This is a genomic window from Alcanivorax sp. IL2 (assembly GCF_047495475.1).
Taxonomy (GTDB): Bacteria; Pseudomonadota; Gammaproteobacteria; order Pseudomonadales; family Alcanivoracaceae; genus Alcanivorax.
The window spans coordinates 1,719,157-1,740,326 of the sequence record NZ_CP179932.1; the positions used below are offsets into that span (position 1 = coordinate 1,719,157).

A 21,170-nucleotide genomic window follows, 5' to 3' on the forward strand; every position below is an offset into this window, starting at 1 on the left:
TGCGGTGCAAGACAATGCGGATTCACTGGGTGGCGTCGGCGGCGATCGCCTGGACGGACTGATCGACGGGTTGGTCCAGCATGGCTATGCCATTTCGCCCGGTTATGTCCCTTTGTCGCTGGTGCGAGCCCTGCGCGAGGAAGCGCAACTGCGTGACCGGCAAGGTGAGTTTCAGCTGGCCGGTATTGGTCGGCGCCAGGTGCATCAGAAAGATACCCGGGTCCGCAGCGACCGTACCTGCTGGCTAAGAGCAGAAACCCTGGCCCAGTGTCAGTTGCTGGAAGGGCTGGAAAGCCTGCGGGTGGCGGTGAACCGGTCCCTGTTCATGGGGCTGTTCGAATTGGAATCCCACTTTGCCATTTACGGGCCCGGTGATTATTACCAGCGTCACCTGGATGCCTTTAATGGCAATAACGGGCGCCTGTTGTCCGTGGTGTTGTACCTCAACGAAGGGTGGCAGAGCCAGTGGGGCGGGCGCCTGCGGCTGTGGCCGGAACCTGATGCCCAGGGGGTGGCCACCGAAGTGGAGCCCCGCGCCGGTACCCTGGTGGCGTTCCTCAGCGAGAAAATTCCCCATGAAGTCTTGGCAGCCACCCGGGAACGCTACAGTATTGCCGGATGGTTTCGCTGCAACAACACCACCGCCGACTGGCTCGATCCGCCACGCTGATAATTGCCCTGCTGCTGGGGCAGAGTGGCGCGTGGGCGGCGGTCTGTGCCAACCCCGGTCGCGATGGCCAGGGTGGCAGTGATGCCTTGATCAACAGCTATTTCACCGGCCCCGATACCCAGACTCTCTCTCCCGGCACCCGAACCTTTCCCCTGACGCGCCAACGCGGCCAGATCCCTTTGCATGCCGGTGACCTGGCTCTGCTACTGCAAGTGCAGAGCGCCTCCATGAACACTGCCAACCGCACTGGTTATGGCCAGCTTCAGGGGCATGGCCTGGTGGCCGAGTGGGTGCGGGTGGATCGTGTGGAGGGAGAGCAGGTGTGGATTCAGGGCGAGGGTGCCGGTGGTGGCCTGCTGCACAGCTATGTAAATGCACCGGCCAGTGGTGAGCAAGGGCGCCGTCGTTGGCAACTGGTGCGGGTTCCCCAGTACGAGCATTTCTCGTTGCAGCAGGATGCCCGGGCGCTGCCCTGGGATGGTCGCACCGGTGGGGTGCTGGCGCTGGATGTGCGACGCAAGGTTACCCTGAACGGGCACCGGTTGTCGGTGGCGGGTGCCGGTTTTCGCGGGGGGCCGGCGTTGTCGTTGCAGGGCGCGTTGGGGCGGCCGGCTGATTGGCGCTACCCGGCGCCGTCGGTTCAGGATCGACAAGCCGCGTACGGCCATCACGCCAGCAAAGGCGAAGGCCTTGCTGGCACGCCGGTGTTGCTGATGGATACCGGTGGCGGTTATCCCGGTGGCGACATGGGGCGCGGCGCACCGGCCAATGCTGGCGGCGGAGGTAATGGCCTGGATTTATCCCACCAGCGGTTGGGTAATGGTGGCGGTGGTGGCAACGGGTCTGCCGGTGGCCATGGCCTGCCGGCGGAAGGCGGTGGCCGGGGTGGTCATCCTGCCCCCCGGGTGTTGGTATTGGGCGGTGGCGGTGGTGCTGCCGCCAGACGCCAGGGTGATGGCGGTCAGGGCGGCGCCGGAGGTGGGCTTCTGTTGATCAGGGCCGCCGGCCTGCAGGGTCAGGGGGCGCTGGATCTACGCGGCGCAGCGGGCAGTGCTGCCGGTGATGTGGGCGGTGGCGGTGGTAGCGGCGGCACCCTGTGGCTGGATCTGCCGGTCACCGATTTACTGGCGGTTACTCCCGAGCACGCGGGTGGCGTCGGAGCCAAAGGGGGCGGTCAGGGTGGCGATGGCCAGTTGCTGTCGCGAGGCGAGCGTCAGTGGTCAGGATTTCAGTCCCTGACGGTGGCGGGTGCCGAGGCAGGATTCCGTTGCCGTCCCGCCGGCCACTGGGTTACCGGCGTGTTGTTCGAGGATAACGGTGCGAGCGACGGCCAGGCCTTCAATCAGCGTCGCGATGGCGACGAGGCCCCACTGCCCGGACTGACGCTGACCTTGCAGGATCCGGCCAGCGACTGGCAAAAAACCACCACCTCCGCTGCGTCCGGTGCCTTCCAGTTCCGCTTGTCGGAAGCGCAAAGTCGTGGCCAGGCACTATGGATGTCACTCACCTTGCCGCAGGGGTGGTCGTTGCCGGTACTGCCTTCACTGAACGGCAAGCCGGGTCAGCGCCATGGCAACCAGGTTCGCTGGCAGGTGACGGCCAGCGCCGATCGCCACTCCGGGCCGCTGCCTCTGGGACTGATTGCGGAACCGGGCTGGCAGGCGCCTGATGACACGATACTGCCACCGGGGAGCACCGCAGTGCTGGCCTTTGAATACCGCGCGCCGGTGACCGGGCAGGTACAGTTCCACAGTGATCACCCGGCGGTGCGTGGTTTGTTGATGGATCGGGCCTGTTCCGGCGACAGCGAGCAATGGCAAAGCGGGCAGAATGCCGGCTGGCCGGTGACCGCCGGTGAGCGGTTGTGCGTGCGGGTGCCGGTACGTTTTGATGGTCAGCCAGCCCGCATCCCGGTGACGGCCACAACACTGCCTGATAATGCGCCTGCCGATTTTATGATTACACCCCAGCAGACCTCGGTAAAAATTCTTCCCGGGTCTTGAAAGTTTTTCCACCATCCCCATTTATTTCACTGTGACAACCCGGCCGGTTGGAACCTTGCTGACATCGTGGATGGCAGCGGTTCCGTGTCACGCACAATTCTGTAAACCTTTTTTCAGTGGATGCCGAAAGAACCTGTGGGTCTGCTGAAGAGTATGGAGATATGTGTGATGAATACCGGATTTTCCCTTGCCCCCCTGTTTCGCCATTCCGTGGGCTTCGATCGTTTTGATGAACTGCTGGATGCCGCCCTGCGCGCGGACCAGTCCAACGGTTATCCGCCTTACGACATCATCCGCGAAAGCGATGGTCGTTACCGTATCGTGATGGCGGTGGCTGGTTTCGGCCGCGATGATATCGAGATCACGGTACAGGAAAACGAACTGCGCATTCGCGGCAGTCTGCCACCGCAGAATGACGGCGAGCGTACCTGGTTGCATCAGGGTATCGCCCGGCGAGCCTTCGAGCGTACCTTCAAGCTGGCGGACCACGTGGAAGTGGACGGCGCCGGCCTTAACGATGGCCTGCTCACGGTGACCCTGAACCGTGTGGTTCCCGAGGAAAAAAAGCCCCGGATAATCCCCGTTGAAGGTGAACAATCGCCAACAAATCGTAATTAAATCGTTGCACTTTGTGACGCGTTTTCTGTGACATAGTTAAGGGGCCGATAAGGCCCCTTTTTGCTAGTTTGGGAGCGATGCGTAGCGGCATCGGCCCGATATAACCAAAGGGTCTTAAGCGGAGACTGATCATGCTCACCGGATCAGTGCAGAGTCGTTGTTATCCAGGCCAGGAGGGCCGGAACTCTGCCAACCCAATCCATTGTCAGCCACAGGGAGCGGCATGCAATGAAACGTCTGTATTACTTCGCAAAATCACTGACCTCTGTTCAGGGGATAACCACAGATCTGCGCCTGGCGGGGATCGGTGAAAACCGCCTGCATGTGATGGGCAATGACAGCTCGGCCATGGCCCAGGCCCATGTGCATACAGCTACCCCCTGGGAAGAAACCGATATCATGCACTCCGGCTTTGTGGGAGCGCTGGGTGGCATGGGTGTGGGCCTGGCGGCCGGGTTTCTGCTTGCTGGTGCGGATCCCTGGGGCATGCAGCTGGACACCGGTGCGATCATCGGCGTGACCCTGTTCGGCACCTGTTTCGGGGCCTGGCTGGGTGGCCTGCGCGGGGTATCGTCCCGCAACCATCACCTGACGCCCTATCTTGACCGGGTGGAGCAGGGTGACTACCTGATGATGGTGGATGCCGATGATGAGGTGCAGGCCAGCAAGGTGGAAAAAGTCATGCAGGGCCATCGCCACGAAGCGGAAGAAGCCGGCCGCGAGGAGCACTTCAGTCCGTTTGATTAAGACCTTTGTTGGAGCCTTGCTCGCAAGGCGAATGGCGTGACTGAACCCTTCGCCTTGCAAGCAAGGCTCCAACGGGCCTGATCATGCTGACGCCCGGTTTCAGGCGTCCATCCAATACGCTGCCACATCCAGCATGCGGTGGCTGAATCCCCATTCATTGTCGTACCAGGCCAGCAGTTTCAGCTGCTGGCCCAGCAATCGGCTGTGATTGGTATCTACCACGCAGGAGTAGGGCAGGTGGTTGAAGTCGCTGGAGACCAGCGGCAGGTGATTCACCGCCAATACGCCCTGCAGATCGCCATGGGCCGCATTGCTCAGTGCCTCATGGACTTGTTCCAGGGATTCCACCTGCTCCAGGGTGACGGTCAAATCCACCAGCGACACATTCAGGGTCGGCACCCTCACCGCCAGGCCATCCAGTCGTCCTTTCAGATGGGGCAGTACCAGCCCCACGGCTTTCGCGGCGCCGGTGCTGGTGGGGATCATGTTCACCGCCGCCGCCCGGGCGCGCAGCAAATCCCCGTGGGCCTTGTCCACCAGGTTCTGGTCGTTGGTATAGCTGTGGATGGTAGTCATCAGGCCCTGGCGAACCGTAAAGGCCTGGTCGAGCACTGCCACCATGGGCGCCAGACAGTTGGTGGTGCAGGAGGCGTTGGAGACAATCCGTTGTTCGCGGTTCAGTACCGAATGGTTGACCCCGTAGACCACGGTGGCGTCGGCGTCGTCCACCGGATAACTGGCGAGTACCCGCGGGGCTCCAGCGTCAAGGTGGGCGCTGAGGGCGTCGTGGCTCTTGTACTTGCCGGCGCATTCGATCACCAGATCCGGTGTCAGCGATTTCCAGGGCAGATCTTCCAGCCGGCTTTCGGCGAAACAGGGGATTCGGTGGCCGTTGATTTCCAGGTGGTTGCCGTCGTAATGCACGGAGTGGGGCCAGCGGCCGTGGGTGCTGTCGAATGCCAGCAAGTGGGCGAGCACATCAAAATCTGCCAGATCGTTAATGGCAACCAGTTCGAAACGGTCACCGGCGGGATGTTCACTGATCGCCCGGACAATACAGCGACCGATGCGGCCAAAGCCGTTGATGGCAATGCGAATCTTCTTGCTGCTTGTCATGGCACACTCTCCGTCCACCATAGACTTTCAGTGTAGACCCGGGTTGTCACCACGGCCAGCCTGATCAAGCTTTAGGCAGATGGACAGGGCGTATCTTGCAATGGCCGGTCGCTTTGGCCACAATGCGCCCTCGCTCTGCGGCTCCGGTCGCAGGCGCGTAATGGTCGACCCGTCGGTCCCCCCGCAACGACAGACTGTGAACTCCGCCAGGCCCGGAAGGGAGCAACGGTAGCAGTGGACTCGTGTGCCGGGGTGTGGCTGGCGGGAAGACCTCCAATCTTCCCCCCCCCCCCGATACCCGGCATGCTTTTACCGAACACGCCTTCTGCACTGTCTTCCCTGCAGGAACTTCGTTAGCATTAAGCCCTTCATGAGACACCTCTTTTCCGCCGAATACCGGTGTCGATCCCTGTTGGTTGGAGTGCTATGAGTTATCAGGTTCTTGCCCGGAAATACCGTCCCCGCACTTTTGATGAGCTGGTGGGGCAGGAGCACGTCTCGCGGGCCCTGATGCATGCGCTGGACCAGGATCGCCTGCACCATGCCTATCTGTTCACCGGCACCCGCGGGGTGGGCAAGACCACCATCGCCCGCATCCTGTCCCGTTGCCTGAACTGCGAGCAGGGCGTCAGTGCCCGTCCCTGTGGTGTCTGCCCTACCTGTGTAGAGATCGGCGAAGGCCGCTTCGTGGACCTCATCGAGGTGGATGCTGCCAGCCGTACCAAGGTGGAAGATACCCGCGAGCTGCTCGACAACGTGCAGTACGCGCCGACCCGGGGCCGCTACAAGGTCTACCTCATCGATGAGGTGCACATGTTGTCAGCGCATTCCTTCAACGCGCTGCTCAAGACCCTGGAAGAACCGCCGCCCCATGTGAAGTTCCTGCTAGCCACCACCGATCCGCAAAAACTGCCAGTGACGGTGCTGTCCCGCTGTCTGCAGTTCAGTCTCAAGGCGCTGCCCGCGGAGCAGATCGCCGGCCATCTACAGGCCCTGCTGGACAAGGAAATGATCCGCTACGAGGCGCCGGCCCTGCTGGCCCTGGGCAAGGCGGCTCAGGGCTCCATGCGCGATGCGCTCAGCCTGACCGATCAGGCCATTGCCTTCGGCAGCGAGCAACTCAGCAGTGAGGCGGTGAACGCCATGCTGGGTACCGTGGATCGCAACCATGTGCTGACCCTGCTGGTGGCGCTGGCGGAACAGGAACCGGCCGGTGTGCTGCAGGCGCTGGCCACCGTCAGCGAGCATTGCCCCGGGGAACTGGCACTACTGGACGAGTTGATCAGTCAGCTGCACCAGCTGGCAGTCTGTCAGGCGGTGCCGGGCAGCCATGACGAGACCATTACCCAGCTGGCGGCGGCGCTGAGCGCCGAGCAGGTACAGCTCTATTACGATGTGGCTGTGCGTGGCCGTCGGGATCTTCAGGATGCCCCTGACAGCCGCGCGGCGCTGGAAATGCTGTTGCTGCGCATGGTGCTGTTTACCCCCAAAGGGGTCTTGCCGACCCGGGGGGAACACGCCGGCGCAAAAAAGCCTGAAGCGGCGACGCCGTCGGCACAAGCCGGCGGCAAACCGGATTTGCGAGCCCCGCTGGACCGGCCCGCTGCTGCCCCCGCGCCGCCAACGCCGCCCACTTCCCAGCCCGCTGCCAGTCCGGTTGTGGAGTCGGTGCCTCAAGGTGGCGCCACCTCCGCCGCCCTGGCTCAGGTGGAACGTCCAGGCCGCGAGGAGCCCAGTCAGCAGACGGCGCCTGAGCCCGTTCCATCAGAGCCCGAGCCGCCCCAGCCTGAACCGGAGCCCACAGCGGAGCCGGTGCCGGAACCCGTTGCAGAGCGGCCGACGCAGAGCGCCGCAGAAGAGCCGCCGCTGGCGCCGCTGCAGGAACCGACCAGCGAATCCGAGGTGGCCACCTGGTGGGCCGCTCTGCTGCTGCGTCTGGACCTGGACGGCACCGTGCGCAATATCGCTCGCAACGCAGTGCTGGTGAGCCGGGAAGACACGGTCTGGACCTTGCGTATCAGCACCGGGCACGAGGTACTGGTTAACCGGGAACGGCTGGACGAGCTGAGTGGTGCGCTGGAAAATTATTTCCAGCGGCGCATCCAGATCCAGGTGGATTACGAACGCCGAGCCGGCGATACCCCGGAAGCTATGGCCGAAGCCCGGCGTCAGGAACTGCTGGTTGATGCCACCCGAACCCTGCATGAGGATCCGGTGGTGCAGCAGCTGGTAAGCACCTTTGATGGCCGGCTGGACGAAGGCAGCGTAACGCCAAAAGAAACAGTGGAATAACTCCCGGTCAGTCCGGGTGGAGACAATGATGGATTTCGATATCAACTCTCTCATGCAACAGGCTCAGGCCATGCAGGAGAAGATGAAAAAGATGCAGGACGAGGCCGCCAATGCGGAAGTCACCGGTGAATCCGGTGCCGGCCTGGTGAAGGTGACCATGAATGGTCGTCACGACGTCAAGGGCGTGGACATTGATGCGTCCCTGATGAGCGAGGACAAGGAACTGCTGGAAGACTTGCTGGCCGCTGCTGTTAACGATGCCGTGCGTCGGGTGGAAAAGCAGCAGCAGGACAACATGCAGAACATGGCCGGCGGTTTTCCCTTTCCGCCGGGCTTCAAGCCGTAAGGGGCGCTGCCTGTGAAGCATGCGCCGCTGGTTGACCAGTTGATCCACGCCTTCACCTGCCTGCCCGGTGTCGGGCCCCGTTCCGCCCAGCGCATGGCCTATGCCCTGCTAGACCGTGGCCGGGAGGAGGGCCGCCGGCTCGGCGATGCCCTGCATGCGGCCATGGACGGCGTGCAGCATTGTCAGCGCTGCCGCAATTATGCGGAAGAGGAGCTCTGTCCGGTGTGCAGCGACCCCAAGCGTGATTCTGCTCTGGTCTGTATCGTCGCCACCCCGGCGGACGTGCTGGCCTTCGAGCAGTCCGGTGAATACCGCGGTCAGTACTTCGTGCTGATGGGCGAATTGTCTCCCCTGGATGGTGTTGGTCCCCGGGAATTGGGGCTGGATGTGCTGGAGCAGCGCTTGAAGCAGGGCGAGATCAATGAATTGATTCTGGCCACCGGCACCACCGTGGAGGGCGAAGCCACCGCCCACTATGTGCTGGATCTGGCCCAGGAGGCCGGCATCACCGTCAGCCGTATCGCCCAGGGCGTGCCCATGGGCGGCGATCTGGAGTTCGTTGATGGCGCCACCCTGGCGCAGGCCCTGCGCGGTCGTCGTCCATTTGCGTGAAACCGGCACCAGACCTCTGTGGGAAGCGATGCTTGCATCGCGAATAAGCCCACCCGGTTAACCCAAGCATCGCTTCTCACTGAAGAGCGCCAGATACCCCTCTGGCCTCTTGCTGCTTCCCTCTGCTATGTTAGCCACCAAGCAAGCGCTAGGTCAGCTAATAAAAAGGAGGCTCTGTGAGCGCGTTGGATTATTTCAATGAAACCCACCAGATGGTGCGCGAAACCGTTCGCAAATTCGTGGAAAGGGAAATCCTGCCCCATGTGGATGACTGGGAAGAAGCCGGTGAATTTCCCCGCGAGCTTTACAACAAGGCCGCCGATGCCGGCATCCTGAGCATCAATGCCCCGGAAGAGCTCGGTGGCACCGGCGAAGATGTGTTCATGAAGATCGCCGCCTGCGAAGAGCTGGTGCGGTGTTCGTCCGGCGGCCTGTGCGCCAGCCTGGGCTCCCTGGATATTGGTCTGCCGCCGATCTGGAAGTGGGGCAGTGATGCCATGAAGCAGAAGGTGGTGCCGGAGGTGATCGGTGGACAGAAGATCTCTGCCCTGGCCATTACCGAACCCAATGGCGGCTCCGATGTGGCCAACCTGCGCACTCGCGCGGTACGCGATGGCGACCACTATGTCGTAAACGGCGCCAAGACTTTCATCACCAGCGGTGTGCGTGCGGACTATTACACCGTGGCAGTGCGCACCGGGGACAAGGGCTACGGCGGTATCAGCCTGTTACTGGTTGAGAAGGGCACCCCGGGCTTTTCCGTGGGCCGCAAGCTGAAGAAGATGGGGTGGTGGGCGTCAGACACCGCCGAGCTTTTCTTCGAGGATTGCCGGGTGCCGGCGGAAAACCTGATCGGCCCGGAAAACGGCGGCTTCTACTGCATCATGAGCAACTTCCAGATGGAGCGTCTGGTGCTGGCGGTCACCGCCAACAGCACAGCCCAACTGGCGCTGGATGAGGCCATGCGGTACGTGAAAGAGCGGGAAGCCTTTGGTCGTCCCCTGGCCGGGTTCCAGGTCACTCGTCACAAGCTGGCGGAAATGGCCACAGATGTGAAAGCCAGCACCGAGTTCACCTATCGGGTGGCTGCCAAGATTGCCGCTGGCGAAAACTGTGTGCTGGATGTGTCCATGGCCAAGAACGTGGCTACCCGTTGTGCCGACCGGGTGACCTATGATGCGGTCCAGTTGTTTGGCGGCAGCGGCTATATGCGCGGTACCGTGGTCGAACGCCTGTATCGCGACAACCGCATCCTCTCCATCGGCGGTGGCACCCACGAGATCATGAACGAGGTGATCGCCAAGCAGTTGGGGCTTTGAGTGGCAAGCTCCAAGCTTCAAGCTGCAACACGGTAAAGGGTTTTGTATTCTGAAACGCAAGAGGCCGCGTCCAATCTATGGGCGCGGCCTCTTTGCTTTAGAGCGCCAACAAGCTTCAATCGCGTTGTAGCTTGTAGCTTGTAGCTTGTAGCTTGTAGCTGTCAGGTGCACTCCGCCCGTGTCTGATCCATCTTGCAGCGTACCTTGCGCAGCAGGCCGAGCATGTCCGGATCGTAATAGCCTTGCTCGCGCAGTTGATCGCGGGCTTCCTGCATCATCACTTCGTATTCGCTCTTGTCGGCATCCGGGATCTGCACCCACCAGCGCTTGTCGACCTTTTCGGCCTCCTTGTCCAGCTGCTCGGTGATGCGGTTCAGGTTGTTGTAGAAATACTCGCGGGACTTCTGTGCCATCTCGGCGGGGAAACGGTCTTTCTTGGCAACCAACTGAATGGTTAGCTGGGCCAGCGGGTAGTCGATGATGCCGCCATCCGGGCTCAGTCCCTTGTAGAGTTCCAGCGCATCATAGGCCACCAGTGGAGCGACGATGACATCGACCACGCCGTTGTTGAACTTGGTGGAGAAGTTGGTGATGTCGGATCCCACCGGGGTGGCGCCAACCTGGGAAACCAGAATGGCCTGGGTTTCATCATATTCCAGCACTGCTACACGCTTGCCGGCCGCCTTGGCCAGGGAGTTGACTTCCCGGTCGTTCACGAAGACATAGGCTGCACCGGCCGGGGCCACGCCCATGACTTGATAGGACCCCTGGGAGAGTTTGTCGGCGGTTTGCGGGTGCGCCAGCACTTTCAGGACAACGTTCATGTGTTCCATGGAGGGAATGGCGCCGATGGAATCGATGGTGCCGGCGTACTTGTTGAAGTTACGACCGCGGATACCCGTGATCAGGGCAGCATCACAGACGCCGGCCTTGAGATCTTCAGCAGCAATGGCTTCGTTGGTATGGGGAATCAGCTCCACTTCCAGTCCCCAGCCCAGGGCGGCAGTCTGCCAGTCTTTCATGGCACCCATTACCGGACCCACGTTGCCGACGATATCAAAGACACAGATTTTGCGTTTGATGGATTCGGCCTGGGCGGCCAGCGAAGCGGTGAGGGCAAAGGCCGTAGTGACGGCGATAATCAACTTCTTCATGGATCTATCCTGCTTGTTATTGCTGGTATGAAGGTGTGCAGCATGGTGCCCTTGATACTAGTGGGAATGATGGGGAAATGGAAAAACCCAAGCGCCTGCCCCTGGAGCGATTAGGTCAATTTCCATCAGTTACGGTCAGGGCGACTGGCACGACGGACTTCCCCCGGGGTACGTCCGGTCCAGCTGCGGTAGGCCTTGCTGAAGCTGGCCTGATCACTGTAACCGAGCTGGTCGGCGATCTTTTCCAGTGGCATGTCCGTTTCCAGCAGATAGCGGCTTGCGAAAGTTTCGCGGATGTCATTGCGGATGCCGCTGAAGGCAAAACCGGCCAGACCCAGATGACGCCGTACTGATCGCGGGCTCATGCCCAGTTTCTGAGCCACCCGCTCCAGGGTGCTGTCACGGCCCGGGCCGTTCATGATTTCGTGGCGCACCTTGATGACCACCTTCAGGCTGTTATCGCCCTGGATCTGTTCCCGGGAGCGGGCGGCGGCCAGGTAGGTGGCTACGCTGGCATCGTCATCCTTGGCCTGACGCCCCGATAGCGGCATCAATACCTGGTTATGTGGCCGGTTGAACTTTACCTCTACACCGTCGGCCAGCCGCTGCCAGGCGAGACTGTTGCCGGGGCAGGCAAAATCAAATTCGAACGTGAACGTTCGACAGACCAGTGATGCCAGTGCATGGATGCTGCCCATGTAGATCTTGGCCACCATGGGTTTTAGTTTTTTCAGGTCCCAGTTGTCATGCAGGCGGATGGAAATCAGTTCGCCAGTGCAGTGAATTTCCATATCCATCAGTGGTAGCGATACCCGTAGATACTGCACCACCATGTTCACCAGCTTGCGGTAATCCTGTTGTCGCAACAGCGCAAATCCGAACAGCCCATGACCTTGCAGGTCCAGCTCCTGACCGAAACGAAACGGTGCGGTGTGATCGTTGAGTAGACGGTTGCCGTTGTGTAGCAGATGTTGCACCTGCCGCATGGAAAGATAAGCGTCCGGATTGTCGAGCATATGACCATCAATGCCAGATCCTTCGAGCACTACCGTGCCATTAATTCCATGTTTTTGTACAAACCGCAAAAAGCGGCGGGCATAACGGACTGAGATGAGAGGAACGTCGAGTGCCATTCCGTCGTTTTTCATTTTTATTATGCCTGATGCAGTTGTTGTTATGCTTGTGATGAAGCTCTCATTAGGCTGGCTATCTTGCCGGTTTTAAATACTGCTTGCCCTTTTTAACAAAAAAATGGCCGCTTTAACTATTAAGTCGGTCACCTTCCATGGAGATGATGAGCCCCGCTTTTTTGTGCATAAAAATAATCATGGAGCAGAAAAATGCAAAGGGAAAAAACAGAAACCCTTAAAGCTCGTTATCTACCCCTTTCCAAAGTATCAGTTCCGATCATGCGAAGAATGTATGAGATTTATTCGGGGTACTACGAAAATATAAGTCTGGATATTTTTTGTCGGGACATGGTGGAAAAAAGTGGCGTGATCCTGGTGGAGGAAAAACCGACCAAGCGCGTGGTTGGTTTCTCTACCCTGAAAACCCTGGACATGAATGTGGCCGGCCGCCAGGTAAAAGGCGTCTTTAGTGGCGATACCATCATCGAAGAAAAATACTGGGGTAGCCGGGCTCTGCAGGTGACTTTTTTCTTTCGCATGATTCGTGAGAAGTTGCGTCATCCTTTTCGCCCCCTTTTCTGGTTGCTGATATCAAAAGGCTATAAAACCTATTTGTTGATGGCGAATAACTTCCACAATTACTACCCGCATCCGGAAGGAAAGAGTGACCAGCTTGCGCCTCTAGTGGATTCCTACTGTGAGCGCTTGTTTGCCGATTACTACTGTGAAGAGAAAAAACTGCTGGATTTCGGTGAGGGTTATACTCACTTGAAATCCGATGTGGCAAACATTACCGCAGAAATGCGCCAGGCAAATGAAAAGATTCAATTTTTCGAAACACGTAATCCTACCTGGAACCGGGGTACCGAATTGCCTTGTATCGGGGAAATCAACTTTTCCCTGCTGTTCAGTTACCCGTTCTCTCTGTGGCGTAAACAACGAAGAAAAACAAAAACGCAAATTGCAGCTGTAGCCTGCGAATAAAACCGGGGTAACCATGTTCGGACATCGTTTGCTCAAAATGGCCGCCTGGCCGGGGGAGCGGCGCTTTGCCGCCGGGCGGGCACATCTGGAAAGCGTGCAAAGGCGAAAACTGGCGTTGCTGCTGCGCAAGGTGGCAGCCTGTGAGGTCGGGCAGCGCCAGGGCATAACGGCAGACTGGCACTGGGAGACCTTTGCCGAGCGCGTACCGGTCAGCGAGTACGAGCACTGGCGTAACCCGGTTGATCGTGCTCGCGAGTCTGGTGGCAATGCCCTGATACAGTCTCCTGTGGTTCGCTATCAGCCCACCAGCGGATCCACTTCGGCGATCAAGTGGATTCCCTATACCCGCCATTTTCTCTCGGAACTGGATAACGCCATCAGCCCCTGGATCGTGGACCTGTACCGTCAGTTCCCCAGGCTCAGGCAGGGCCGTCACTACTGGTCCATGTCCTGGGTGCCGACCTCGCTGCGGGACAACATGCGGGAGGATATCAACGACGATATTCAGCTCATGTCCATGGGCAAGCGGTTGTTGGCTGGTGCTACCCAGGCAGTACCCCAGGATGTGTCTCTGGCGCGCACGTCCGAGGATTCCCTTTTTGCCACGCTGGCCTATCTGATCAGTGATTCTTCCTTGTCCATGATGTCCATCTGGAGCCCCACTTTCGGTTTGGGCTTGCTCAAGTCCATGGCCACGTGGCGTGAGGAATTGGCCGAGGTGTTGGCGACCGGCTCCTGGGGCAACCGCATGCTGGGCAGCAATACCCAGTCCTGCCCCCGATCCACCCGGGGGGCGGAACTACTGCGTCAGTGGGATGGCCGCCTGAGTGCGGATTTCTTTATGACATTGTGGCCGTCACTGGCGCTGGTCAGTGCCTGGGATACTGCTGCGTCCGGGCCCTGGGCCCGGCAGCTGCACGCCCTGTTGCCGCAGGCGGCGTTCCAGGGCAAGGGGCTGTGGGCTACCGAAGGGGTGGTCACCATTCCCTATCAGGGGCAACACGCGCTGGCCTATCGCAGCCATGTGTATGAATTTCAGGACCCGTCCGATGGCACCATCTATGCGCCCTGGGAACTGGAGCAGGGGCAGCAGGTGATGCCCTTGCTCAGTACCGGTAGTGGCCTGCTGCGCTATCGCCTGAAAGATCTGGTCCGTGTTGATGGCATGCCGGGGGGGATTCCTGCGCTGACCTTCCTGGGGCGTGCTGGTACCACGGACATGGTCGGTGAAAAACTCACCGCGGCGGCGCTGGATGCCGTGCTTGCCAGTATCGCCTTGCCGGTAAAAACCCTGCCTGTGTGCACGGTGGCAGTGGAGGATGCCGGTGAGGGTATTCCCGGTTATGTGCTGTTGCTGGAAGGGGAGAGCGCGGAAAGTGCAAAAGTGGCAACTGCCCTCGACAGTGCCCTGCAGCAACACTTTCATTACCAGCTGGCCCGCAATCTGGAACAGCTGGCACCGCTGCGTTGCGTCATTCACCCGGACATGCGCGAGCGTTACCTTCAGCAGTGCCGCGAGCGGGGCATGATCGAAGGCAACATCAAGATGGAGTCCCTGCAGTACTGGCCCGGAGAGTTGCCGGTATGGCTTCGCCACTCGCAGGCATCGGCTCGGGCAGTCGGGGAGGCAGTGCTGTGAGTTACCGCATACGCCAGGCCCGGCAGGAAGATAACGGCGCTATCCTGTCGCTGTTGCAGGGCACGCCTCAGCCCGGTGCAGTCACCCTGAATTTCGAACGTAATCCGGACTACTTTCGTGGCGCCCGGGTGACCTGTGAAGAGCCGGATGTCTGGGTGGCGGAGCCCCGTGAGGGCCAGGGCTCGATCGGCGCGGTCTACAATGTAGGCTGGCGCAATGTGTGGGTAAACGGGCAGGCGAAGCCGGTGCGTTACGCCCACGATTTGCGTATTGCACCACACTGTCGCGACGGCATGATTCTGCACCGGCTGTTTCGCCAATTGCGCAAGCAACTGGCGGACGGTGAGTGGATGCAGACCACGGTGTTGCGCGACAACATGGCGTCCCTGTCCACGGTGGCCAGTGGTCGAGCCGGGCTGCCCACTTATTATCCGTCGGGCACCATTGAAACCAGCATGCTTTATACCCGGGCTCGCCCCCGCAAACTGCCTGACGATGTGGTCATTCGCCAGACTGGTGAGACAGACCTGGATGCTATTTCCCAGCTGCTGCGCTATCAAGGCGCCCAGAAACAGTTTTTCCCCTATTGGGATGTGTCTCGCGTGCGGGGTGATGCCTATTGCTACGGGCTCAGCCCGAGCAACTTTATCGGCTTGTGGATTGGTGGAACGCTCAAGGGGCTGATGGGGTTCTGGGATCAGCAGGGTATCAAGCAGACACGAGTCCTGGCCTATGCCCGCGGCATGGGTGTCATGCGCCATCTTTACAACACCCACAGCCTGCTGCGTGGCGGTATGAAATTGCCGGCACCGGGCGGTGTGCTGTCCTACCTGACTCTGCACAGCCTGGTGGTGGAGGACAATCGCCCGGAGCTGCTCCGGCTGTTGCTGGACGATGCCATCAGCCGCTTCCATGGTCACTATGATGCACTGGTATGTGGTTTTTTTGCCCAGGACCCGCTGGCCCGGGTGCCAGCGAGTTACCGTCGCAGGCTGTTGCTCAGCGACCATTTTCTGGTGAGCTATGACGGCGATCCGCGAGACCAGCTCGACGGGCGCCTGCCCTATGTGGAGGTCGCTCGCCTGTGAGTGCCAGCGCAACAGACTACATCGGCATGTGGTATCGGGCCCGCGCCCGGCTCGGTATTGATGATCGTATCGAGTTTATCTTCATCACGCCGGGTACCGGCAAGCGCCATACCGTTGCGCTGCGCCATCGAGACCATGATGGCGTGGGGGGTATCGCCGAGTCCCTCAAGCGTATGGGGGTTCGTCAGCCAACCATGCCCCTCAGCCGTCAGACACGGGCGCCCTCGTTTTGGCGGCGCTGGCAGTCACGGCCAGAGCAACGTCTGCCACAATCGCCACAATGGCGTGCTTTTGACGCGTCTCTGCAGGAACAGCCGGATGAGCCACTGGTGCAGTGGCTGAGCCCGCAGCAGACCCGAGGGTTACGGCAGCGTGCCGACGCCAAGCGAGTGTCGCTCAACAGCCTGCTGTTGCTGGCTCTGCATCGTGCCGTGGCGGAGACCCTGATGACGGGCCCCGGTCCGGTGAGCTGGTGTTTCCCGGTGAATATGCGCGGGGTAGTGCCCATGGGGCGGCCGGGGATGAACCTGTCCAGCGCCTTTTATCTGACCGTGGATCGAGATGACACGCCAGAGCAGCTGGATGGCACTATCCGCTGCTACCTGAAAGCCAATATTCACTGGCGCTACTGGCACCTGGCCCGCATTGGCCGGGTGATCGGCCAGCGGGGGGTGGACTGGTTGTGTGCTCGCCTGCTCAACGGCCCCCAACACGCGGGGTCCTTTTCCAACCTGGGAGAATGGCAAATCGATTTTGTTTCTGCCGGCTTGCCCCCGGATACGGTGTTCGTTTGCTGCGGTCCGGGCAGCCCCAATCACCCGGTGGCCAACGGCATGATGATCGTCAACGGCAGCCTCAATCTGGCGCTGAAGCTGCACCCCTCCCTGGGGGCATCACAGGCGGTGGCCGAGCAATGCCTGCAACGCTGGGTTGAAGGGCTGGGAGTGACGGCATGAAACGGATTCTCAGTCTGCGTGCGTTGGTGGCCCTGCTAGCGACCCTGGCCATGGGGCTGGCGGTGATCGCGCTCTATCTGGTGCCGCCGGCTACCCCCACCCTGAAAACGGAAGACACCATACTCGCGCTAGATACCTGGCAAGTGGAATGGAAAGACGTGGTGATCCCGGTGCACAGTCAGGGCCTGGTTCGCGCTCGTCACGAATTACCCCTGAGTCTGGAAGTCTCCGGCCGGGTGCAGGAAGTATCGCCGCTGCTGGCGGACGGGGGACGGGTGACTGCTGGCGAGGTACTGCTGAAACTGGACCCGGAGCCCTTTGCCCTGGAAGTCACCGCCCAGCAGAACGCGGTCCACGCCGCGCGCCTGCATCTGGAAGAAACCCGGGCGCGAGCACGGGTGTCCGGGTCCTACAAACGGTCTTCCGCACTGGGCCGTTTTGAGCCACAACTGGACGAAGCCAACAGCCGGCTGGCCTCCGCCCGTGCCGGATTGCGCCAGGCCCAGCGTAACCAGGAACAGACCGAGCTGGTAGCGCCCATCAGCGGGCGGCTCAAAGCCGTGCAGGTGATGGCCGGTCAGCAGATTCAGGCCGGCAGTGTGCTGGCGCGGTTATATCAGGAAGACATGGTGGAAGTGCGTTTGCCGGTGCGCGATGAATGGCTGGCTCTGCTTGGCATCATGCCCGGCGATGAAACGACCCTGCGGCGGGTCAACGTTACCCTGCGCGGCCGCTTTGCCGGCCGCGATGGCCAGTGGCAGGGCAAGGTGGTGCGGCGTGAGGGCGGCCTGAACAAGAACCGCATGATGCACCTGATCGTCCAGGTCACCAATTCGCAAGACGGCCTCCCCCTTGAGCCTGGCGTGCTGGTGCAGGCGGAGCTGCGTGGAGCGCCGACGCGCAACGTGGCGATGCTGCCCCGGGCGGCTCAGGCCGGCGAAAATACGGTCTGGGTGTTGGATAAGCACAAGCGCTTGCGTCGTCAGTCGGTGGCAGTGCTGCATCACGATGACGACTACCTCTACCTGCACGATGGAGTGACAGCGTCGTCACGGGTGGTACTGGCCGGTGATCTGCAACTGCTGGAAGGCATGCGTATCGATCCCCGCGTTCCTGCCAGTGGGCTGGCGGACCGTTCTGTCACTGAGACAACCCTGTGAATCGCAGTATTGCCTGGTTCGCCCGTAACGGCGCAGTAGCCAACCTGCTGATGATCACCCTGCTGCTGGCAGGGTTGATGGCCATCCCCCACACCCGCCAGGAAACCCTGCCCAACGTGCCGCTGGATCGCATCGGCATCTACGTGGCCTGGCCCCAGGCCACCCCGGAAAGCGTGGAAGCCATGGTCTGCACGCCGGTGGAAACCGCCATCGACGATGTGGAAGGGGGCACCGAGCTGATCAGCGAAGCCCGCGAGGGGTTGTGCTCGGTGCAACTGGATGTGCTCAAGGGCCATGATACCCGCGCCGTGCTGGAGCAGATCCGTACCCGCCTGGAAGGGCTGGACACCTTGCCCCGCGACGCCGAGCGGCCCCGGGTGCAGGAGCTGATCGTGCGTAACCGGGTGGTGCGCTTGCTGCTCAGCGGCAGCCTGTCGCGCCAGGATATCTATCAGCTCGCTCACAATGTGCGCAGGCAGCTGCTCAATCATGAGGCGGTATCCAGCGTGGATATCGAGAACCTGCCGGAACGGGAAATGGCGCTGACCGTGGCGCGGGATGATCTCTACCGCTACCAGCTCACGCTTGAAGGCATGGCCGCTGCGGCCAGCGAGAGCGTGGAGCGTATCGCAGGAGGGCTGTTGCGCAGCGACCGGGGTGATTGGCTGTTGCAGACCGGCCAGCAGCCGGGGGATGCCACCGCCTACGAGCAGCTGGTGATCCGCCAGTCGGAGCAGGGCGACCTGCTGCGGCTGGGGGATGTGGCGCATATCGAGGACGGTTTCTCCCGGGACAGTCAGGCTGCCTGGCTGGACGGCCAGCCGGCGGTGGCCCTGGATGTCTACCGGGTGGGCGACCAGAACGTGCTGGACGTGGCCGGGGCCGTGAGCGGCTATCTGCAGGAGTCGGAGCTGCCCCGTGGCGTGGCCCTGCGGGTGTGGAGCGATGACGCCGCCCAGTTCCGTGAGCGCTCCCACCTGCTGTGGCGCAATGCCCTGCAGGGGCTGGTGCTGCTGACCCTGATGCTGGGGGTGTTTCTCACCCTGCGCCTGGCGGGCTGGGTGGCGCTGGGGATTCCGGTGTGCATGCTGGGCGCCTGTGCCTTGCTGCCGGTACTGGGCGAATCCTTCAATACTATTTCCCTGTTCGCCTTTATTTTGGTGCTGGGCATCGTGGTGGACGATGCGGTGATCGTCGGTGAAAGCATCGATCAGCAACGTAGACAGGGCGGCATGAGTGGCCAGGAAGCGGCCATCGCCGGCGCCCAGCGGGTATCGAGGCCGATCCTGTTTGCGGTGCTCACCACCCTGTTTGCCTTTGCGCCGCTGTTGTTTCTGCCCGGCCCGGAAGGGGCCTTGATGCGCGTAATCCCCATCGTTTCCATGGCCATTCTGGTGCTGTCGCTGGTGGAGTCCCTGTGGATTCTGCCCTCGCACCTCAGCTATGACCGCCCGGCCCGGGGCATCTGGCGCAAGTCCGAGCAACTCTCCACCCGTATCAACGCCGGGTTGGACCGCTGGCTGGAACACCGCGCCCGGCCATTGCTGCGCCGCGCGCTACGTTGGCGCTATGTGCTGGTGGTGGTTTTCGTGGGGCTGTTTATTTTCTGCTGCGCCCTGGTCAACAGCGGCTGGCTGACCATGGTGCTGTTCTCCCGGGTGGAGGGGGATAGGGTGATGGCGGAAGTGGTGTTTCCGCAGGGTACCGGCGAGGCGCGGCTGCTGCGTGAAGTGCAGGCTCTGGAGGGCTCTGCCCGCAAGCTGTCTGCGCAGTTGCAGGGCGACGATCAGCCGGTGACCGTGGACGCGGTGTTTGCCGAGCAGGGGGTACGCCAGAAAACCTCAAATGCCCGCGATCCGGGTGCCCGTTTCCGGGTGCGGGTGACCCTGGCCATTGGTGGCGATACCAGTGCCCTGCCGCCCCGGGAGCTGGCCAGCCTGTGGCGCGACCAGCATGGGCCGATCGCCGATGCCCTGTCGGTAAAATTCCACGCCAGTCTGATGCAGGTGAAGCCGGACATTCACGTCAACCTGTTCCACCCGGACCTGGCCACCCTGCAACGGTTGAGTGAGCAGACGGCGCTGGCCCTGTCGCGCATGGAAGGGGTTCACGAGGTGGCCAACAACCTGCATGCGCGGCGCACCATTGTGGATATCGGCCTGCGCGAGGAGGGCAAGCTGGCGGGCCTGCGCGAAGAACAGCTTGGCTCACAGATCCGCAATGCCTTCCACGGCATCGAGCTGGACCGCTGGTTCGAACAGGACCAGGAGGTGCCGGTGATGCTGCGCCTGGCCAGCGGCGACAGCCGCCGTATCAGCGACCTGGAACGCCTGCCGGTGCAGCTGCCGGATGGGGAAATCACCGTGCTGGCGGCAGTGGCAGATCTGGATCGTCGCCAGGTACCGGCCATGATCAGTCATTACGATGGTCGGCGCAGTGCCACCGTCAGTGCCTTCGTGGATGAACATGTGACCTCGCCCGCCCAGGTGATGACGGCGTTGCGCGAACAGGTGCTGGCGCCCATGCAGACGGCGGATGAACAGGCCGGCTGGACCGTGGCTGGCAAGCAGGCGGCGATCCAGGATTTCCTCGATCATCTGTCGATCAGCTATCTGATTGCCCTGGCGGCCATCTTCTTCCTGCTCACGATACTGTTCGGCGGCTACGGCCAGCCGCTGCTGGTGATGGCGGCGATTCCCTTCGGCATGGTTGGCGCCTTTATGGGCCACTTCCTGCTGGGTTACAGCCTGACGCTGTGGTCTCTGGTGGGGGTGATTGCGGTGAGCGGGGTGGTGGTCAATGACAACCTGGTGCTAATTGATGCCATCAACAGTTTCCGGGCCCATGGCATGCGCCTGCGCGATGCGGTGATCGAAGGCGTGAGCGGTCGATTACGACCAGTGATGCTGACCTCCATCACCACCTTTGCCGGGGTGGCGCCGTTGATGCTGGAAACCAGTGTTCAGGCCCGTTTTCTGATACCCATGGCGGTATCCCTGGCCTTCGGTGTGCTGTTTGCGACGCTGGTGAGTCTGTTGCTGGTGCCTTGTCTGCTGGTGGTCAGCCATGACGTGCGAGCCGTGCAGCAGCGCTGGCTGGCCCGCTGGCGGGCGCCGGAGGTTTCGGAAGATGACAGCGTGGATGTGGCCTATGAACGGGGCCGCATGACGGCTTGGTGGGTCACCACCAATCCCTACCAGGATGCCGTCCTCCGCTCCGCCTGGGAGGCGGGTCGGCAGGATCAGAGTAGCGACCGGGATGCGTCTGAGCAGCGTAGTTGAAAGTTCAAAGTTTAAAGTTGAAACGCGGACTAAGTTGTCAAAGGTAGGAATGCCG

17 protein-coding genes and 1 other RNA gene are annotated in these 21,170 nt (G+C 61.2%); 15 read left to right on the plus strand and 3 right to left on the minus strand.

The features are described 5' to 3' along the window. Window positions 1-4 precede the first annotated feature (4 nt). The 4 genes from ACMG4N_RS08040 to ACMG4N_RS08055 all read left to right on the plus strand — a co-directional run bounded on the left by ACMG4N_RS08040 (window position 5) and on the right by ACMG4N_RS08055 (window position 4,038). Entirely contained in the window at window positions 5-670 is a 666-nt protein-coding gene (locus tag ACMG4N_RS08040; protein ID WP_414433265.1) for a 2OG-Fe(II) oxygenase, read from the plus strand. Then, window positions 619-2,673 carry a carboxypeptidase-like regulatory domain-containing protein gene (locus ACMG4N_RS08045; protein WP_414433266.1) on the plus strand — a complete coding sequence of 685 codons (2,055 nt, stop codon included), beginning with the start codon at window positions 619-621 and terminating at the stop codon, window positions 2,671-2,673. Before ACMG4N_RS08040 ends, ACMG4N_RS08045 begins: the two co-directional genes overlap by 52 nt. Window positions 2,674-2,841: 168 nt before the next feature. Continuing rightward, window positions 2,842-3,291: an Hsp20 family protein gene (locus tag ACMG4N_RS08050; RefSeq protein ID WP_297766319.1), complete on the plus strand. Its 450-nt coding sequence runs from the start codon at window positions 2,842-2,844 to the stop codon at window positions 3,289-3,291. Window positions 3,292-3,519: 228 nt separating this feature from the next. Continuing rightward, window positions 3,520-4,038: a hypothetical protein gene (locus ACMG4N_RS08055; RefSeq protein WP_297766322.1), complete on the plus strand. Its 519-nt coding sequence runs from the start codon at window positions 3,520-3,522 to the stop codon at window positions 4,036-4,038. A 99-nt stretch (window positions 4,039-4,137) separates the two neighbouring features. On the opposite strand, the gene gap is transcribed toward ACMG4N_RS08055, so the two are convergent. Continuing rightward, window positions 4,138-5,154 (minus strand): type I glyceraldehyde-3-phosphate dehydrogenase, encoded by a 1,017-nt coding sequence (gene gap / locus ACMG4N_RS08060; protein ID WP_297766325.1) that lies wholly within the window; start codon window positions 5,152-5,154, stop codon window positions 4,138-4,140. A gap of 170 nt (window positions 5,155-5,324) precedes the next feature. Between gap and ffs the strand changes: the two genes are divergently transcribed. From ffs to ACMG4N_RS08085, 5 genes are all read left to right on the plus strand, one after another. Next, window positions 5,325-5,421, plus strand: an RNA gene (gene ffs, locus ACMG4N_RS08065) — signal recognition particle sRNA small type. 159 nt (window positions 5,422-5,580) lie between these two features. After that, window positions 5,581-7,446 carry a DNA polymerase III subunit gamma/tau gene (gene dnaX / locus ACMG4N_RS08070; protein ID WP_414433267.1) on the plus strand — a complete coding sequence of 622 codons (1,866 nt, stop codon included), beginning with the start codon at window positions 5,581-5,583 and terminating at the stop codon, window positions 7,444-7,446. Between the two features lie 28 nt (window positions 7,447-7,474). After that, on the plus strand, window positions 7,475-7,792 hold the full coding sequence (locus ACMG4N_RS08075) for a YbaB/EbfC family nucleoid-associated protein (protein ID WP_272961727.1): 318 nt from the start codon (window positions 7,475-7,477) through the stop codon (window positions 7,790-7,792). Window positions 7,793-7,804: 12 nt separating this feature from the next. Then, window positions 7,805-8,404 carry a recombination mediator RecR gene (gene recR, locus ACMG4N_RS08080; protein WP_414433268.1) on the plus strand — a complete coding sequence of 200 codons (600 nt, stop codon included), beginning with the start codon at window positions 7,805-7,807 and terminating at the stop codon, window positions 8,402-8,404. 176 nt (window positions 8,405-8,580) lie between these two features. Then, window positions 8,581-9,723, plus strand: a complete 1,143-nt coding sequence (locus tag ACMG4N_RS08085; RefSeq protein ID WP_297766333.1) for an acyl-CoA dehydrogenase family protein — start codon at window positions 8,581-8,583, stop codon at window positions 9,721-9,723. A 161-nt stretch (window positions 9,724-9,884) separates the two neighbouring features. On the opposite strand, the gene ACMG4N_RS08090 is transcribed toward ACMG4N_RS08085, so the two are convergent. Both ACMG4N_RS08090 and ACMG4N_RS08095 read right to left on the minus strand, forming a co-directional pair. Further along, on the minus strand, window positions 9,885-10,877 hold the full coding sequence (locus ACMG4N_RS08090) for a putative solute-binding protein (RefSeq protein ID WP_297766336.1): 993 nt from the start codon (window positions 10,875-10,877) through the stop codon (window positions 9,885-9,887). A 125-nt stretch (window positions 10,878-11,002) separates the two neighbouring features. Further along, window positions 11,003-12,025, minus strand: coding sequence for an AraC family transcriptional regulator (locus ACMG4N_RS08095; RefSeq protein ID WP_297766338.1), 1,023 nt, complete (start codon window positions 12,023-12,025; stop codon window positions 11,003-11,005). 192 nt (window positions 12,026-12,217) lie between these two features. Here ACMG4N_RS08095 and ACMG4N_RS08100 point away from each other — a divergent pair, with 192 nt between their 5' ends. Genes ACMG4N_RS08100 through ACMG4N_RS08125 form a run of 6 tightly spaced genes read left to right on the plus strand, consistent with a single transcriptional unit; the run spans window position 12,218 to window position 21,115 of the window. Beyond that, window positions 12,218-12,991, plus strand: a complete 774-nt coding sequence (locus tag ACMG4N_RS08100; protein ID WP_414433269.1) for a hypothetical protein — start codon at window positions 12,218-12,220, stop codon at window positions 12,989-12,991. Window positions 12,992-13,004: 13 nt separating this feature from the next. Beyond that, window positions 13,005-14,630 carry a GH3 auxin-responsive promoter family protein gene (locus tag ACMG4N_RS08105; protein ID WP_414430129.1) on the plus strand — a complete coding sequence of 542 codons (1,626 nt, stop codon included), beginning with the start codon at window positions 13,005-13,007 and terminating at the stop codon, window positions 14,628-14,630. Beyond that, a complete protein-coding gene (locus ACMG4N_RS08110; protein ID WP_297766349.1) occupies window positions 14,627-15,718 on the plus strand; it encodes a hypothetical protein in 1,092 nt (363 codons plus the stop codon). Before ACMG4N_RS08105 ends, ACMG4N_RS08110 begins: the two co-directional genes overlap by 4 nt. Further along, entirely contained in the window at window positions 15,715-16,674 is a 960-nt protein-coding gene (locus ACMG4N_RS08115) for a hypothetical protein (protein ID WP_414430128.1), read from the plus strand. Before ACMG4N_RS08110 ends, ACMG4N_RS08115 begins: the two co-directional genes overlap by 4 nt. Then, window positions 16,671-17,834, plus strand: a complete 1,164-nt coding sequence (locus ACMG4N_RS08120) for an efflux RND transporter periplasmic adaptor subunit (protein WP_414430127.1) — start codon at window positions 16,671-16,673, stop codon at window positions 17,832-17,834. The genes ACMG4N_RS08115 and ACMG4N_RS08120 overlap by 4 nt, the downstream gene beginning before the upstream one ends. Beyond that, window positions 17,831-21,115: an efflux RND transporter permease subunit gene (locus ACMG4N_RS08125; RefSeq protein ID WP_414430126.1), complete on the plus strand. Its 3,285-nt coding sequence runs from the start codon at window positions 17,831-17,833 to the stop codon at window positions 21,113-21,115. Before ACMG4N_RS08120 ends, ACMG4N_RS08125 begins: the two co-directional genes overlap by 4 nt. The last annotated feature ends 55 nt before the right edge of the window (window positions 21,116-21,170 follow it).

Excerpts from the sequence above, each read along its gene's own strand:
- ACMG4N_RS08045 (WP_414433266.1), top strand. The coding sequence starts at position 619 with ATGGTTTCGCTGCAACAACACCACCGCCGACTGGCTCGATCCGCCACG.
- ACMG4N_RS08050 (WP_297766319.1), top strand. The coding sequence starts at position 2,842 with ATGAATACCGGATTTTCCCTTGCCCCCCTGTTTCGCCATTCCGTGGGC.
- ACMG4N_RS08055 (WP_297766322.1), top strand. The coding sequence starts at position 3,520 with ATGAAACGTCTGTATTACTTCGCAAAATCACTGACCTCTGTTCAGGGG.
- gap (WP_297766325.1), bottom strand. The coding sequence starts at position 5,154 with ATGACAAGCAGCAAGAAGATTCGCATTGCCATCAACGGCTTTGGCCGC.
- dnaX (WP_414433267.1), top strand. The coding sequence starts at position 5,581 with ATGAGTTATCAGGTTCTTGCCCGGAAATACCGTCCCCGCACTTTTGAT.
- ACMG4N_RS08075 (WP_272961727.1), top strand. The coding sequence starts at position 7,475 with ATGGATTTCGATATCAACTCTCTCATGCAACAGGCTCAGGCCATGCAG.
- ACMG4N_RS08090 (WP_297766336.1), bottom strand. The coding sequence starts at position 10,877 with ATGAAGAAGTTGATTATCGCCGTCACTACGGCCTTTGCCCTCACCGCT.
- ACMG4N_RS08095 (WP_297766338.1), bottom strand. The coding sequence starts at position 12,025 with ATGAAAAACGACGGAATGGCACTCGACGTTCCTCTCATCTCAGTCCGT.
- ACMG4N_RS08100 (WP_414433269.1), top strand. The coding sequence starts at position 12,218 with ATGCAAAGGGAAAAAACAGAAACCCTTAAAGCTCGTTATCTACCCCTT.
- ACMG4N_RS08105 (WP_414430129.1), top strand. The coding sequence starts at position 13,005 with ATGTTCGGACATCGTTTGCTCAAAATGGCCGCCTGGCCGGGGGAGCGG.
- ACMG4N_RS08120 (WP_414430127.1), top strand. The coding sequence starts at position 16,671 with ATGAAACGGATTCTCAGTCTGCGTGCGTTGGTGGCCCTGCTAGCGACC.